General features: G+C 52.7%; 12 protein-coding genes and 1 pseudogene. 9 read left to right on the forward strand and 4 right to left on the reverse strand.

What is annotated here, in order from left to right; translation table 11 throughout:
- A pseudogene (locus OGV65_RS13700) lies at positions 1 to 353 on the reverse strand (quinone-dependent dihydroorotate dehydrogenase); the annotation flags it as partial.
- 242 nt (positions 354 to 595) lie between these two features.
- Here OGV65_RS13700 and ssuE point away from each other — a divergent pair.
- Genes ssuE through ssuB form a run of 5 tightly spaced genes read left to right on the forward strand, consistent with a single transcriptional unit; the run spans position 596 to position 4847 of the window.
- Positions 596 to 1171 (forward strand): NADPH-dependent FMN reductase, encoded by a 576-nt coding sequence (gene ssuE / locus OGV65_RS13705; protein WP_286455068.1) that lies wholly within the window; start codon positions 596 to 598, stop codon positions 1169 to 1171.
- Positions 1164 to 2138, forward strand: a complete 975-nt coding sequence (locus OGV65_RS13710) for a sulfonate ABC transporter substrate-binding protein (RefSeq protein ID WP_153690550.1) — start codon at positions 1164 to 1166, stop codon at positions 2136 to 2138. The genes ssuE and OGV65_RS13710 overlap by 8 nt, the downstream gene beginning before the upstream one ends.
- The gene (gene ssuD / locus OGV65_RS13715; RefSeq protein ID WP_016156131.1) at positions 2135 to 3280 is read left to right on the forward strand and encodes an FMNH2-dependent alkanesulfonate monooxygenase; all 1146 of its coding nucleotides are present in this window, start codon (positions 2135 to 2137) and stop codon (positions 3278 to 3280) included. The genes OGV65_RS13710 and ssuD overlap by 4 nt, the downstream gene beginning before the upstream one ends.
- 11 nt (positions 3281 to 3291) lie before the next feature.
- Complete coding sequence (gene ssuC / locus OGV65_RS13720; RefSeq protein ID WP_016156130.1) at positions 3292 to 4083, forward strand: aliphatic sulfonate ABC transporter permease SsuC; 792 nt, start codon at positions 3292 to 3294, stop codon at positions 4081 to 4083.
- Positions 4080 to 4847, forward strand: coding sequence for an aliphatic sulfonates ABC transporter ATP-binding protein (gene ssuB, locus OGV65_RS13725; protein ID WP_016152467.1), 768 nt, complete (start codon positions 4080 to 4082; stop codon positions 4845 to 4847). Before ssuC ends, ssuB begins: the two co-directional genes overlap by 4 nt.
- A 103-nt stretch (positions 4848 to 4950) precedes the next feature.
- On the opposite strand, the gene pepN is transcribed toward ssuB, so the two are convergent.
- Positions 4951 to 7563 (reverse strand): aminopeptidase N, encoded by a 2613-nt coding sequence (pepN, locus tag OGV65_RS13730; protein ID WP_286455069.1) that lies wholly within the window; start codon positions 7561 to 7563, stop codon positions 4951 to 4953.
- A 265-nt stretch (positions 7564 to 7828) separates the two neighbouring features.
- On the opposite strand from pepN, the gene pncB reads away from it, so the two are divergent.
- The 4 genes from pncB (at position 7829) to aspC (ending at position 13648) form a co-directional block, all read left to right on the forward strand.
- Positions 7829 to 9031: a nicotinate phosphoribosyltransferase gene (pncB, locus tag OGV65_RS13735; RefSeq protein ID WP_047501156.1), complete on the forward strand. Its 1203-nt coding sequence runs from the start codon at positions 7829 to 7831 to the stop codon at positions 9029 to 9031.
- Positions 9032 to 9196: 165 nt separating this feature from the next.
- A complete protein-coding gene (asnS, locus tag OGV65_RS13740) occupies positions 9197 to 10597 on the forward strand; it encodes an asparagine--tRNA ligase (protein WP_016152464.1) in 1401 nt (466 codons plus the stop codon).
- A gap of 600 nt (positions 10598 to 11197) precedes the next feature.
- Positions 11198 to 12274: a porin OmpF gene (gene ompF / locus OGV65_RS13745; RefSeq protein WP_016156126.1), complete on the forward strand. Its 1077-nt coding sequence runs from the start codon at positions 11198 to 11200 to the stop codon at positions 12272 to 12274.
- Between the two features lie 183 nt (positions 12275 to 12457).
- Complete coding sequence (gene aspC / locus OGV65_RS13750; RefSeq protein ID WP_016152462.1) at positions 12458 to 13648, forward strand: aspartate transaminase; 1191 nt, start codon at positions 12458 to 12460, stop codon at positions 13646 to 13648.
- A gap of 54 nt (positions 13649 to 13702) precedes the next feature.
- Here aspC and OGV65_RS13755 read toward each other — a convergent pair whose 3' ends face one another.
- A complete protein-coding gene (locus OGV65_RS13755) occupies positions 13703 to 14350 on the reverse strand; it encodes an MBL fold metallo-hydrolase (RefSeq protein WP_047501159.1) in 648 nt (215 codons plus the stop codon).
- Between the two features lie 28 nt (positions 14351 to 14378).
- A complete protein-coding gene (gene mepK, locus OGV65_RS13760; protein ID WP_016152461.1) occupies positions 14379 to 14927 on the reverse strand; it encodes a peptidoglycan L,D-endopeptidase MepK in 549 nt (182 codons plus the stop codon).
- Between the last annotated feature and the right edge of the window lie 10 nt (positions 14928 to 14937).

Genomic DNA, 14937 nt, shown 5'->3' on the forward strand with positions numbered 1-14937 from the left:
AGGTTATTAAACCCCATGCGGTTGATCAAACCTTCTGCATCGACCAGACGAAACAGACGTGGTTTATCATTACCCGGCTGAGGACGCGGCGTCACGGTACCAATCTCAATGGAACCAAATCCCATCGCGCCGAGCGCATCAATGCACTCCCCGTCTTTATCCAGTCCGGCAGCAAGCCCGAGTGGATTTTTAAACGTCAGCCCCATACAGGTAACCGGTTTTGCGGGTACTTTCTGGCGGACAAGCGCTTCGAGCGGCGTGCCGGTAATGCGACGTAATTGCTGGAATGTCAATTCATGAGCGCGCTCTGGATCGAGCTGGAAAAGGGCTTTACGAACGAAGGGGTAGTACATGAACTCTCCTGGATTCCCGGTGTGCAAACCGGGGGCGTATTATGTGCGATCGCGAGCAAAAAGGGAATTGACCTGCGGCAATAAATAGCAATCGTTTTCCTGCTTCCTCCTTTTTATCCATTTTTCAACTTTTCTATCCCGTATAAATCATTTCGATAAACAAAGTCTCTCTGCCAGACTGCACAAATTGTTATCAATGTTAATCAAAAGCAAACAATTGGTTATAAGGGGAGAATAACATTATGCGCGTCATTACTCTGGCGGGAAGCCCACGCTTTCCCTCTCGCTCCAGCGCGTTGCTGGAATATGCCCGAGAAAAATTGAACGGCCAGGATGTCGAAGTCTTTCACTGGAACCTGCACAACTTTGCCCCGGAAGACCTGATCTATGCCCGTTTTGACAGTCCGGCGCTGAAGACATTTATCGAACAACTACAGGATGCTGACGGGCTGATTGTCGCAACGCCGGTCTACAAAGCCGCTTACTCTGGCGCACTGAAAACGCTGCTCGATCTGCTCCCCGAGCGGGCGCTGGAAAGAAAAGTGGTTTTGCCGCTGGCGACTGGCGGCAGCGTGGCGCATTTACTGGCCGTCGATTACGCGCTGAAACCGGTGCTGAGCGCGTTAAAGGCTCAGGAGATCCTGCACGGCGTGTTTGCCGATGATTCACAGGTCATCGACTATCAGCATAAACCGCAGTTTACGCCCAACCTGCAGCAGCGCCTGGACAGTGCGCTCGACACTTTCTGGCTGGCGTTGCATCGTCGCGATCTCCAACTCCCGCAACTGAACGCCCTGCGAGGTGCCGCCCATGCTTAATCTGCTCAAGCGTCACACCTCATGGCTGGCATTTACCGGGCTGCTGTCCCTGTCATCCTTGGCGCATGCCGCAGAATCGGCTCCGGATGCCCTGCGCATTGGGTATCAGAAAGGAAGCGTCAGCATGGTGCTGGCAAAAAGTCATCAGCTACTGGAGAAACGCTACCCACAGACCAAAATCTCGTGGATTGAGTTCCCGGCTGGACCGCAAATGCTGGAAGCACTCAATATCGGCAGTATCGATCTCGGCAGTACCGGTGACATTCCGCCAATTTTCGCCCAGGCCGCCGGAGCCGATCTGGTTTATGTGGGCGTCGAACCGCCCAAACCGAAAGCCGAAGTGATTCTGGTGCCGAAAAATAGCCCGATCCAGAGCGTTGCGCAGCTCAAAGGGCATAAAGTCGCCTTCCAGAAAGGTTCCAGCGCCCACAATTTACTGCTCCGGGCGCTGCAACAGGCAGGGTTGAAATTTACCGATATTCAACCGACTTATCTGACCCCCGCCGATGCGCGAGCGGCCTTCCAGCAAGGAAACGTCGATGCGTGGGCTATCTGGGATCCCTACTATTCGGCCGCATTACTGCAAGGTGATGTGCGCGTGCTGAAAGACGGCTCAGACCTCAAGCAGACCGGTTCGTTTTATCTCGCTGCACGTCCTTATGCCGAAAAAAATAGCGCTTTTGTTCTTGGCGTACTGGATACCTTTAGCCAGGCGGATGCGTTAACTCTCAGCCAACGCCAGCAAAGCATTACTCTGCTGGCTAAAACCATGGGCCTGCCCGAGCCGGTAATTGCGTCTTATCTGGATCACCGTCCGCCAACCACCATTACGCCCGTCAGCGCCTCTGTTGCCGCCCTACAACAACAAACCGCGGATCTGTTTTATGACAACCGTCTGGTGCCGAAAAAAATCGATATTCGCCAGCGTATCTGGCAACCCACTCAGCAGGCAGGAGAAAAATTATGAGTCTGAACATGTTCTGGTTTTTACCCACCCACGGTGACGGTCATTATCTGGGGACGGAAGAAGGTTCGCGCCCGGTCGATCACGGTTATTTGCAACAAATTGCGCAAACAGCCGATCGCCTGGGATTTACCGGCGTTCTGATCCCAACCGGTCGCTCCTGTGAAGATGCCTGGCTGGTCGCCGCGTCGATGATCCCAGTCACCCAGCGATTAAAGTTTCTGGTCGCGCTACGTCCAAGCGTAACCTCGCCGACGGTCGCCGCCCGCCAGGCCGCGACGCTCGACAGACTCTCTAACGGCCGGGCGTTATTCAACCTGGTAACCGGCAGCGATCCACAAGAGCTAGCGGGTGACGGCGTGTTCCTTGATCACACCGAGCGCTATGAAGCCTCTGCTGAATTCACTCAGGTCTGGCGGCGTTTGCTGCAAGGTGAAACCGTGGATTTCAACGGCAAACACATTCATGTCCGCGGCGCGAAACTGTTTTTCCCTCCTGTACAACAACCCCGGCCACCGCTTTATTTCGGCGGTTCGTCTGATGTTGCACAAGATCTTGCTGCCGAGCAGGTTGATCTCTATCTGACCTGGGGCGAGCCGCCTGAACAGGTGAAAGAGAAGATTGAACAGGTGCGGGCCAAAGCGGCGGCGCTCGGGCGCAAGATCCGCTTTGGTATTCGTCTGCATGTGATCGTCCGGGAGACAACGCAAGAGGCGTGGCAGGCAGCGGATCGTCTGATAGCCCATCTGGATGACGACACCATTGCCAAAGCCCAGGCCGCCTTCTCAAGAACGGATTCGGTTGGTCAGCAGCGAATGGCTGCACTGCACAACGGTAAACGCGACAAACTGGAAATCAGCCCAAACCTGTGGGCAGGAGTAGGACTGGTGCGCGGTGGCGCGGGTACCGCGCTGGTCGGAGATGGTCCGACGGTCGCGGCGCGTATCAACGAGTATGCCGCACTGGGAATCGACAGTTTTGTGTTGTCCGGGTATCCACATCTGGAAGAGGCATACAAGGTTGGCGAGCTGCTGTTCCCACATCTGGATGTCGCTATACCAGAAATTCCACAGCCGCAGCGCCAGCATCAACAAGGCGAAGCGGTGGCAAACGAATTTATCCCACGCAAAATCGCGCAAAGCTAAGGAGCCTGCTGATGGCAACGCCGAAAAACAGGTGGTTACTGCGCCTCGCACCCTGGTTTTTACCGGTTGGGTTGGTCGCGCTCTGGCAGCTCGCATCATCAATGGGCTGGTTGTCCACCCGCATCCTGCCCTCTCCGGAGGGCGTTGTCGAAGCCTTCTGGACGCTTTCCGCCAGCGGCGAGCTTTGGCAGCATCTGGCGATCAGCTCCTGGCGCGCGCTGGTAGGCTTCTCCATCGGCGGATCGATTGGCCTGACGCTGGGACTGATTAGCGGTCTTTCGCGGTGGGGAGAACGCCTGCTGGATACTTCGGTGCAGATGCTGCGTAACGTGCCGCATCTGGCGCTGATCCCACTGGTGATTTTGTGGTTCGGCATTGATGAATCCGCCAAGATCTTTCTCGTCGCGCTGGGCACGCTTTTTCCGATTTACATCAACACCTGGCATGGGATCCGCAATATCGATCGCGGCCTGGTAGAGATGGCTCGCAGCTATGGGCTGTCTGGTTTTTCACTATTTATTCATGTGATCCTCCCCGGCGCCCTGCCCTCGATTATGGTTGGCGTGCGTTTTGCTCTCGGGCTGATGTGGTTGACGCTTATTGTCGCGGAAACCATTTCAGCCAATGCCGGCATTGGTTACCTGGCAATGAACGCCCGCGAATTTCTGCAAACCGATGTGGTCGTGGTGGCCATTATTCTCTACGCCCTGCTCGGCAAACTTGCCGACGTCAGCGCCCAATGGCTGGAGCGGATCTGGCTGCGCTGGAACCCGGCTTACCATGTGAAGGAGGCTACCGTATGAATACCGCTCGCCTAAACCAAGGCACGCCGCTTTTACTGAGTGCCGTGACGAAGCAATACGCCGCCAATACGGTGCTCAATCAGTTAGATTTGCACATTCAGGCCGGACAGTTTGTTGCCGTGGTTGGCCGCAGCGGAGGAGGAAAAAGCACGCTACTGCGTCTGCTGGCTGGGCTGGAGTCTCCCACCTCAGGTGCATTACTTGCCGGAACCACCCCGCTGGCAGAAATTCAGGAGGATACGCGAATGATGTTTCAGGATGCGCGTCTGCTGCCCTGGAAGACGGTTATCGATAATGTGGGTCTGGGTCTGAAAGGTCACTGGCGCGATGCGGCCCGGGACGCGCTGGCCGCAGTTGGGCTGGAGAATCGTGCTCAGGAATGGCCTGCCGCCCTGTCCGGTGGACAAAAACAGCGCGTGGCCCTGGCGCGGGCATTAATTCATCGTCCCGGTCTGCTGCTGCTGGATGAACCCCTCGGTGCGCTGGATGCCTTAACCCGCCTTGAAATGCAGGAGCTGATTGTCTCTTTATGGCAAGAGCACGGCTTTACCGTACTGCTGGTCACCCATGACGTCAGTGAAGCGGTGGCAATGGCCGATCGCGTGTTGCTTATTGAAGATGGAAAAATCGGACTGGATTTAACGGTGGATATTGCGCGACCACGCCGGATTGGTTCGGTGCGTCTGGCAGAGCTGGAAGCAGAAGTGTTGAACCGGGTAATGCAGCGTAGCGAAACGGAACAGCCGATCCGCCGGCATGGATAAGCATTCAGAAAAATCAGGCCCAGTAAGCGCAAGCGCCACCGGGCCTTTTGCCGGATAGCGGCGTTACCGCCTAATCCGGCTTACAAAACGACAGGTCAACGTTTCAGGCTAACGCTTTGGTTACCTTCTCGAACAGATCGCCGGAGAGATTCTCCAGACCTTTCAGCTGCTCCAGCGCCGCGCGCATCTGCGTCTGACGTTTAGCATCATAACGTTTTAAGCGAATCAGCGGCTCAATCAGACGTGACGCCACCTGCGGGTTACGGCTATTGAGTTCAGTCAGCATGTCGACCAGGAACTGATAGCCGCTGCCATCTTCCGCATGGAATGCCGCCGGGTTGCTGCCCGCAAAGGCGCCAATCAGAGATCGGATTCGGTTCGGGTTACTCATACTGAAGGAACGGTGCTTCAGTAAGCCACGTACCGTCTCCAGCACGTTTATCGCCGGGCTGGTGGATTGCAGGATAAACCATTTGTCCATCACCAGACCGTCATGATGCCACTTATCGTCATACTCCTGCATTAGCGTGTCGCGGCAAGGCAGTTGCGCCGCGACTGCCGCGGACAGCGCCGCCAGCGCATCGGTCATATTGTTTGCTTCACGGTACTGCTTGCTGACCAGCGTGTCGGCCAGATGGGTTTCGCCAAAGGCCAGGAAACGCAGGCAGGCATTACGTAGCGTACGCTTGCCAATATCGGCATGCTCAACGCGGTACTCATCAAGATGATTAGCGTTATAGATGGCGAGGAATTCATCCGCCAGTTCGGCCGCCAGCGTGCGAGTTAACGCTTCACGTACTTCCGTTATTGCCACCGGATCGATGATGTCGAACAGTTCAGCAATTTCATTCACCGAAGGCAGCGTCAGAATCTCTGCCGCCAGTGCCGGATCGATTTTTTCATCCAGCAAAATCGCCCGGAATGCATCGGCTACGTGTACCGGCAGCGACAGCGGCTGTCCCTGCTGATGGCGGGCTACGTTGAGCTTAATATAGGTCGCCAGCAAGCTTTGCGCCGCGTCCCAACGAGAGAAATCGTTACGTGCATGACGCATCAGGAAGGTCAGCTGCTGATCGCTCCATTTGTATTCCAGTTTTACCGGTGCGGAGAATTCGCACAGCAGTGCCGGAACCGGCTGGAAGTAGACGTTATCGAAGACAAACGTCTGCTCAGCCTGAGTGACATTGAGTACGGAATTCACCGGGTGCCCGCCTTTTTGCAGCGGGATCACTTTCCCTTGGTTGTCATACAACTCGAGGGCGAAAGGAATATGCAGCGGCTGTTTTTCGGCCTGATCCGGCGTGGCCGGCGTGCGCTGGCTGATAGTCAGCGTGTACTGCTCAGTGGATGGATTGTAGTCATCACGCACGGTCAGAATCGGCGTACCGGACTGACTGTACCAGCGGCGGAAATGCGAAAGATCGACGTTGGACGCATCTTCCATCGCCTGCACGAAATCATCACAGGTTGCAGCGCTGCCGTCATGACGCTCAAAGTACAACTGCATCCCTTTCTGGAAGTTAGCCTCACCGAGCAGGGTGTGGATCATACGAATAACTTCAGCGCCCTTTTCGTACACGGTCAGGGTATAGAAGTTGTTCATTTCAATGACCATATCCGGACGGATAGGATGCGCCATTGGGCTGGCATCTTCGGCAAACTGCAGGCCGCGCATGGTGCGCACGTTGCTGATCCGGTTTACCGCGCGTGAGCCGAGATCGGAACTGAACTCCTGATCGCGGAACACGGTTAGCCCCTCTTTCAGGCTCAACTGGAACCAGTCGCGACAGGTCACGCGGTTGCCGGTCCAGTTGTGGAAATATTCGTGACCGATGACGCGCTCAATATCGAGGTAGTCTTTGTCGGTGGCGGTATCGGTACGTGCCAGCACATATTTGGAGTTAAAGATGTTCAGACCTTTATTCTCCATCGCCCCCATGTTGAAGAAATCGACCGCGACAATCATATAAATGTCGAGGTCATATTCGAGGCCAAAGCGCTCTTCATCCCATTTCATGGAGTTTTTCAGCGAGGTCATCGCCCACGGCGCGCGGTCCAGGTTGCCGCGATCGACGTACAGTTCCAGCGCCACTTCACGCCCGGAACGGGTGGTAAAGGTGTCGCGCAGAACGTCGAAATCACCGGCTACCAGCGCAAACAGATAACACGGTTTCGGGAACGGATCCTGCCACTGTACCCAGTGACGACCATTTTCCAGTTCCCCCTGCGCCACACGGTTACCGTTGGAGAGCAGGAACGGATATTGGGTTTTATCGGCGATAATTTTGGTGGTAAAACGCGCCAGGACATCCGGCCTGTCGAGATACCAGGTAATATGGCGGAACCCTTCCGCTTCACACTGGGTGCACAGCGCGTCGCCGGACTTGTACAGTCCTTCCAGCGCGGTATTGGCCGCCGGGCTAATTTCATTCACGATACGCAGCGTAAAACGTTCCGGCAGTTGACTGATGACCAGAGCGCCCTCTTCTTCTTTATACTCTGCCCACGGCTCGTCGTTCACGTGGATCGACACCAGGGTCAGATCTTCACCATTCAGGCGCAGGGGCGCATCGGACGCGCCATGACGGACAGCCTGGCTCACGGCGGTGACCACGGTTTTTTCAGCATCCAGGTCAAAGGTCAAGTCAATATCAGTAATCTGGTAATCCGGCGCACGATAGTCGTGACGGTATTTGGCTTGTGGCTGTTGTGTCATAAAAAACCTTTAGCATCTTTGGTAGAGTCTCGGCTTCAGTCTATTCCTGTTGCGTAAATCGCGCTACGCAGAATGTTCATCTTTTCAGGCACAAACACCCTTTTTGCTACATTTTTATAACACGCGGCACGAATTGCCCTCGACCAGAAAGACAGCTTATGGTGTGATCGGGGTTCAATAAATCGCTAAACAAGGTATACTCCAGCGGTTTTCTTAGTTGTTTATTGTACTAAACGCTCCCGTGAGAGGATGCTACTGCGCACCTATGACACAATTCGCTTCTCCTGTTCTGCACTCGCTGCTGGATACAGACGCTTATAAGTTGCATATGCAGCAAGCCGTTTTTCACCACTACTATGATGTACAAGTAGCGGCTGAATTTCGTTGCCGTGGCGATGACCTGCTCGGTATTTATGCCGATTCTATTCGTGAGCAGGTGAATGCTATGCAACACCTGCGACTGCAGGAGGACGAGTACCAGTGGCTCTCCGACCTGCCTTTCTTTAAAGCTGATTACCTCACCTGGTTACGTGATTTCCGCTATAACCCGGAACAGGTTTGCGTCACCAATGATAACGGTAAGCTGAACATCCGCTTAACCGGGCCGTGGCGTGAAGTGATCATGTGGGAAGTCCCGCTGCTAGCGGTTATCAGTGAGATGGTACACCGTTACCGTTCGCCCGAATCAGGCGTCCCGCAGGCACTCGATGAGCTGGAAAGCAAACTAGTAGAATTCTCTGCTTTAACGAAAGATGTCGATATGTCCCGCTTCCATCTGATGGATTTCGGTACGCGTCGTCGTTTTTCACGTGAAGTACAGCAGGCTATTGTTAAACGCCTGCAGCGAGAGCCCTGGTTTGTCGGCACCAGTAACTACGATCTGGCCCGCCGCCTGTCATTAACCCCAATGGGCACGCAGGCGCATGAGTGGTTCCAGGCTCATCAGCAAATCAGCCCTGAGCTTGCCACCAGCCAGCGCGTTGCCCTGGCCGCCTGGTTAAATGAATATCCTGACCAACTCGGCATTGCGCTGACCGATTGCATCACCATGGATGCGTTTTTACGTGACTTTGGCGTCGAGTTTGCGACCCGCTATCAGGGTTTACGCCATGACTCAGGCGACCCGGTGGAATGGGGTGAAAAAGCCATCGCCCATTATGAAAAACTGGGCATTGATCCGCTGAGCAAAACGCTGGTGTTTTCAGATAACCTCGATTTGAAAAAAGCGATTGAGCTCTACCGCCACTTCTCTTCTCGTGTGCAGTTGAGTTTTGGTATTGGCACACGTTTAACCTGTGATATTCCCCAGGTTAAGCCGCTCAATATTGTAATCAAGCTGGTGGAATGTAACGGCAAACCTGTGGCGAAGTTATCTGATAGCCCGGGTAAAACCATCTGCCACGATAAAGCGTTCGTGCGCGCGCTACGCAAAGCCTTCGATTTGCCGCATATTAAAAAAGCCAGTTAAACCTTCCAGGGAGCCAGTTTGGCTCCCTTTTCACGCTAATTTCCGAAATCTTTCACTCCAGCTACGAATTCTGCTTGTCTGATTGCAGATGCCAGGTAACATAGGTATCCCCCCATTACGGGTGGACATGTGTTTATATATCCGACTATTAACAGAGAGAATATTATGAGCGTTGTGCCTGTAGCCGACGTACTCCAGGGCCGCGTAGCCGTTGACAGCGAAGTCACCGTGCGCGGATGGGTGCGTACCCGCCGAGATTCAAAAGCTGGCATCTCCTTCCTCGCCGTTTATGACGGTTCCTGCTTTGATCCTGTACAGGCCGTCATCAATAATTCTCTGCCCAATTACAATCAGGACGTACTGCGCCTGACGACGGGTTGTTCAGTTATCGTAACGGGTAAAGTCGTTGCATCTCCTGGACAAGGACAGAGCTTTGAAATTCAGGCCACTGAGGTTGAAGTAGCCGGCTGGGTTGAAGATCCTGATACCTATCCAATGGCGGCTAAGCGTCACAGCATTGAGTATCTGCGTGAAGTGGCGCACATGCGCCCACGTACCAACATGATTGGTGCCGTCGCGCGTGTACGTCATACGCTGGCGCAAGCGCTGCATCGCTTCTTCCACGAGCAGGGTTTCTTTTGGGTATCGACTCCGCTGATCACCGCTTCCGATACGGAAGGTGCCGGTGAAATGTTCCGCGTGTCTACGCTGGATCTGGAAAACCTGCCGCGTAACGATCAGGGCAAAGTCGATTTCGACAAAGACTTCTTTGGTAAAGAGGCTTTCCTGACCGTTTCCGGTCAGCTGAACGGCGAAACCTACGCCTGTGCTCTGTCCAAAATTTATACCTTTGGCCCGACGTTCCGTGCAGAAAACTCTAATACCAGTCGTCACCTGGCAGAGTTCTGGATGCTGGAACCGGAAGTGGCTTTCGCCGACCTGAACGATGTTGCAGGCCTGGCTGAAGCGATGCTGAAGTACGCGTTCAAAGCCGTACTGGCTGAGCGTGCGGATGATATGAAATTCTTCGCCGAACGTGTCGACAAAGACGCGATTTCACGCCTGGAACGTTTCATTGAGGCTGACTTCGCGCAGGTGGATTACACCGACGCGGTAAGCATTCTGGAAAAATGCGGCAAACAGTTCGAAAACCCGGTTTACTGGGGTGTGGATCTCTCTTCTGAGCACGAACGTTATCTTGCTGAAGAGCACTTTAAAGCGCCGGTCGTCGTTAAAAACTACCCGAAAGATATCAAAGCGTTTTATATGCGCCTTAACGAAGACGGTAAAACCGTTGCAGCAATGGACGTCCTGGCTCCGGGAATCGGTGAAATCATCGGTGGTTCTCAGCGTGAAGAGCGTCTGGACGTACTGGATGCCCGTATGCTGGAAATGGGTCTGAACAAAGAAGATTACTGGTGGTATCGCGACCTGCGTCGCTACGGTACCGTTCCACATTCCGGCTTCGGTTTGGGCTTTGAGCGTTTGATCGCTTACGTGACCGGCGTGCAGAACGTCCGTGACGTTATTCCGTTCCCGCGTACCCCGCGTAACGCCACGTTCTAACCCTGCATTTTTGATACAAAAGCCAGCATTGCTGGCTTTTTTTGTCACCGCTTCACGTTTTGGGATCCCCCTCCCGCGTTTAACACAACCCTTCGCCTTCCCCCTTCCTGTTACGTAATATTTCATCGCAACATATTTGAACAAAAAATAATCAGCATTTTTATTGTGGATTAGCATTTTCTGATTAAATAGTACATTTTCTGACCATTTGCACGGCATTCCAGACGTCCAGAAATAGCTATCTGTAAACCATGAACTTTATGGCAGAACAGAGAAAAAAGGAGTTTATCTAAATTAAATATAAGAAAATCATATAAATAGAAATAGAAGTGGTGATTTTTAGCGCACGGACATCTGAAATTTGAAGTTGTTCACAAAGTTGCACAAAAATAACATTTTGTTACATACTTTTTCTTTTTGAAACCAAATCTTTATATTTGTAGCACTTTGACGGTAGCGAAACGATAGTTTGAATGGAAAGATGCCTGTCAGACACATAAAGACACCAAACTCTCATCAATAGTTCCGTAAATTTTTATTGACGGAAATTATTGGCGGCAGTGGCAGGTGTCATATAAAAACCGATGAGGGTAATAAATAATGATGAAGCGCAATATTCTGGCAGTGGTTATCCCTGCTCTGCTGGTAGCCGGGGCAGCTAACGCTGCAGAAATCTATAACAAAGATGGCAACAAAGTAGACCTGTACGGTAAAGCAGTAGGTCTGCACTATTTTTCCAAGCACAACGGTGACAATGCTTACGCACCTAATGGCGATCAGACTTACGCCCGTCTTGGTTTCAAAGGGGAAACTCAGATTAACGACCAACTGACCGGTTACGGCCAGTGGGAATACCAGTTCAGCGGCAATAACTCTGAAGGCGGTGATGATGCTCAGAATGGCAACAAAACCCGTCTGGCGTTTGCCGGTCTGAAATTTGGTGACGCAGGCTCCTTCGATTACGGTCGTAACTACGGCGTCGTTTACGATGCTCTGGGTTACACCGATATGCTGCCAGAATTCGGTGGTGACACTGCTGCTTCCGACCAGTTCTTCTCCCAGCGTAACGGCGGTCTCGCAACTTACCGTAACTCTAACTTCTTCGGTTTGGTTGAAGGCCTGAACTTCGCTGTTCAGTACCTGGGCAAAAACGAGCGTGATGACGTTCGTCGCTCTAACGGTGATGGCGTTGGCGGCTCTGTTAGCTACGAATTCGAAGGTTTTGGTATCGTAGGTGCGTATGGTGCAGCTGATCGTACCGATGCCCAGCAAAACCCACTTCTGCGCGGCCACGGCGACAAAGCTGAGCAGTGGGCGACCGGCTTGAAATACGATGCTAACAACATCTACCTGGCGGCGAACTACAGCGAAACCCGTAACGCAACCCGTATCGCTAACGGTTATGCTAACAAAACTGAAGACGTCCTGTTGGTTGCTCAGTACCAGTTCGACTTCGGCCTGCGTCCGTCCCTCGCCTATACCAAATCTAAAGGTAAGGACATCGAAGGAATCGGCGACGTAGATCTGGTGAACTACTTCGAAGTGGGTGCGACTTACTACTTCAACAAAAACATGTCCACCTATGTTGATTACATCATCAACCAGATCGATTCTGACAACAAACTGGGCGTAGGCTCTGACGACACCGTTGCAGTGGGTATCGTTTACCAGTTCTAATAGCAGACCTCTTTGTTAAATGCCTAAAAAACAGGACTTCGGTCCTGTTTTTTTATCTCTGCTAGCGGATTCTTGCGTCTTAAAAAAACACCTCGGCTTTTCGTCAGTAACGGTTGGCATTTTGTAAATCTACCGTTAACCTGATAGCGGACTTCCCTTCTGTAATCACTATGGAACCTCGTCATGTTTGAGAACATTACTGCCGCTCCTGCCGACCCCATTTTGGGTCTGGCTGATTTGTTTCGTGCCGATGACCGCCCAGGAAAAATAAACCTTGGGATCGGTGTATATAAAGATGAGACAGGCAAAACGCCGGTACTGACCAGCGTTAAAAAAGCCGAGCAATATATTCTGGAAAATGAAACCACCAAAAATTACCTTGGCATCGACGGTATTCCAGAGTTTGGTCGCTGCACTCAGGAATTACTGTTTGGTAAAGAAAGTTCGCTTATCAACGACAAACGTGCGCGTACAGCACAGACCCCTGGCGGCACTGGCGCACTGCGTGTGGCCGCTGATTTCCTGGCAAAAAACACCTCAGCTAAACGCGTATGGGTGAGCAATCCAAGCTGGCCAAACCATAAGAGCGTCTTTAACTCTGCCGGTCTGGAAGTTCGTGAATACAACTATTACGATGCCGCGAACCACTCATTAGACTTTGATGCGCTGCTGGCAAGCCTCAGCGAAGCGCAGGCTGGCGACGTGGTGTTATTCCACGGCTGCTGCCATAACCCAACCGGTATCGATCCTACGCTGGAGCAGTGGCAAACGCTGGCTCAGCTTTCTGTCGAAAAAGGTTGGTTGCCGCTGTTTGACTTCGCATACCAGGGCTTTGCCCGCGGTCTGGAAGAAGATGCTGAAGGTCTGCGCGCATTCGCTGCGCTGCACAAAGAGCTGATCGTCGCCAGCTCCTACTCCAAGAACTTTGGTCTGTACAATGAGCGCGTAGGCGCCTGTACGCTGGTTGCAGCCGATGCTGAAACCGTCGACCGCGCGTTTAGCCAGATGAAATCCGTCATTCGTGCCAACTATTCCAACCCACCAGCACACGGTGCGTCGGTTGTGGCAACCATCCTGAGCAACGATGCCCTGCGCGCTATCTGGGAGCAGGAACTGACTGATATGCGTCAACGCATCCAACGCATGCGTTTGCTGTTTGTGAATACGCTGCAAGAGAAAGGTGCGAACCGCGATTTCAGCTTTATCATCAAACAGAACGGCATGTTCTCATTCAGCGGCCTGACCAAAGAGCAGGTTCTGCGTCTGCGTGAAGAGTTTGGTGTCTATGCCGTCGCTTCCGGACGTGTGAACGTAGCAGGAATGACGCCAGATAACATGGCGCCGCTGTGCGAAGCGATTGTCGCAGTACTGTAATCTATCGCGTACTAAAAAGGCCGCAATAGCGGCCTTTTTCATTTATCTGCGGTGTTACCAGACTGGCATTTCATCCTGCAGGAACGGATTATGTAGCCGTTCGTTGCCCAACGTCGAAAGTGGGCCGTGACCCGGAATAAACGTCACGTCATCGCCCAACGGCAACAGTTTACGTTTAATCGAATCAATCAATTGACTATGATCTCCGCGAGGAAAATCGCTGCGCCCAACGCCGCCTTTGAAAATCACGTCACCAGAAATCAGTAGCTTCGATTGTTCATCAAAGAAGACCACATGTCCCGGCGTGTGGCCCGGGCAATGCAGTATCTGCAACGTCACGTTACCCACGCTTACCCGGTCGCCTTCATTCAACCAGCGATCGGGCGTCAGCGGCTCACAATCGCCCAAGCCAAACATGCGACTCTGAGCAGGAAGTCCTTGTAACCAGAACTCATCTTCTTTTTCCGGACCAATAACCGGTACACCATAATGCTGTGCCAGTTCAGCCGCAGCACCTACGTGATCAAGATGACCATGGGTGAGCAGGATCTGCATTAGCGTCAGGCCACTGGCATCGACTTCCTGTTTGATTTTCTCAGCATCGCCGCCGGGATCGACCAGCGCAGCCAGACGGGTTTGCTCACACCAGATTAACGAGCAGTTCTGGGCGAATGCAGTGACCGGAATAATACGATAGTTCATACGGCTCCTGTTTCATTAAGCTTATGGATCACCAATGACGCGCCGGTCCGGTGTCAATATGCACAAAGTTACTGCGTGGGTAGTATCCTACACCACCTGCGCGCATAGATAACGCAGCTTTGCGAATATTACTTAATGCGATACCTTCAATATGGAAATCCATGGCCTGCCCTTTCGTGTGGTAGCTTTTCTTTGCCACACCGCGGCTGTGCGCACGTAATTCATTATTGGTATCAATAGAGCGGTAACCAGAAATAAGCTGTACGGGTTTACGCGTGCCCAACAGGCCCTGCAGACGGAAGAGTTGATCGAACAATCCCGGATCGATGGATTTCACTTTATTCGCACGAAAATCACGGAAAAAGTGATTAAGTTTAGCTAATTCGTCCTGAATATAGCCCCTGCCATCAAAAAACTCTGCTTTTATTGACTCACCGGTATGCAGGTTATTCAGAGTCAAAATGCGCGGACGTGGGGTAGAGAGTGTAGCAAACGCAGGCGTAGGCAGGATGGCAGCGCCGAGGGCAATACCACCAAGCGCCAGCAGTTTGCGGCGATTAGCGTCAAATTTGTCCATGGTTTTAAGG

The sequence above is a fragment of the Citrobacter sp. Cb004 genome, from assembly GCF_030337065.1.
Taxonomy (GTDB): Bacteria; Pseudomonadota; Gammaproteobacteria; order Enterobacterales; family Enterobacteriaceae; genus Citrobacter; species Citrobacter braakii.

Bases quoted from the DNA above. Each gene is read 5' to 3' on its own strand.
- ssuE (WP_286455068.1), top strand. From the start codon at position 596: ATGCGCGTCATTACTCTGGCGGGAAGCCCACGCTTTCCCTCTCGCTCC.
- asnS (WP_016152464.1), top strand. From the start codon at position 9,197: ATGAGCGTTGTGCCTGTAGCCGACGTACTCCAGGGCCGCGTAGCCGTT.
- mepK (WP_016152461.1), bottom strand. From the start codon at position 14,927: ATGGACAAATTTGACGCTAATCGCCGCAAACTGCTGGCGCTTGGTGGT.
- OGV65_RS13755 (WP_047501159.1), bottom strand. From the start codon at position 14,350: ATGAACTATCGTATTATTCCGGTCACTGCATTCGCCCAGAACTGCTCG.
- ssuB (WP_016152467.1), top strand. From the start codon at position 4,080: ATGAATACCGCTCGCCTAAACCAAGGCACGCCGCTTTTACTGAGTGCC.
- pepN (WP_286455069.1), bottom strand. From the start codon at position 7,563: ATGACACAACAGCCACAAGCCAAATACCGTCACGACTATCGTGCGCCG.
- pncB (WP_047501156.1), top strand. From the start codon at position 7,829: ATGACACAATTCGCTTCTCCTGTTCTGCACTCGCTGCTGGATACAGAC.
- ssuC (WP_016156130.1), top strand. From the start codon at position 3,292: ATGGCAACGCCGAAAAACAGGTGGTTACTGCGCCTCGCACCCTGGTTT.
- ompF (WP_016156126.1), top strand. From the start codon at position 11,198: ATGATGAAGCGCAATATTCTGGCAGTGGTTATCCCTGCTCTGCTGGTA.
- ssuD (WP_016156131.1), top strand. From the start codon at position 2,135: ATGAGTCTGAACATGTTCTGGTTTTTACCCACCCACGGTGACGGTCAT.
- OGV65_RS13710 (WP_153690550.1), top strand. From the start codon at position 1,164: ATGCTTAATCTGCTCAAGCGTCACACCTCATGGCTGGCATTTACCGGG.
- aspC (WP_016152462.1), top strand. From the start codon at position 12,458: ATGTTTGAGAACATTACTGCCGCTCCTGCCGACCCCATTTTGGGTCTG.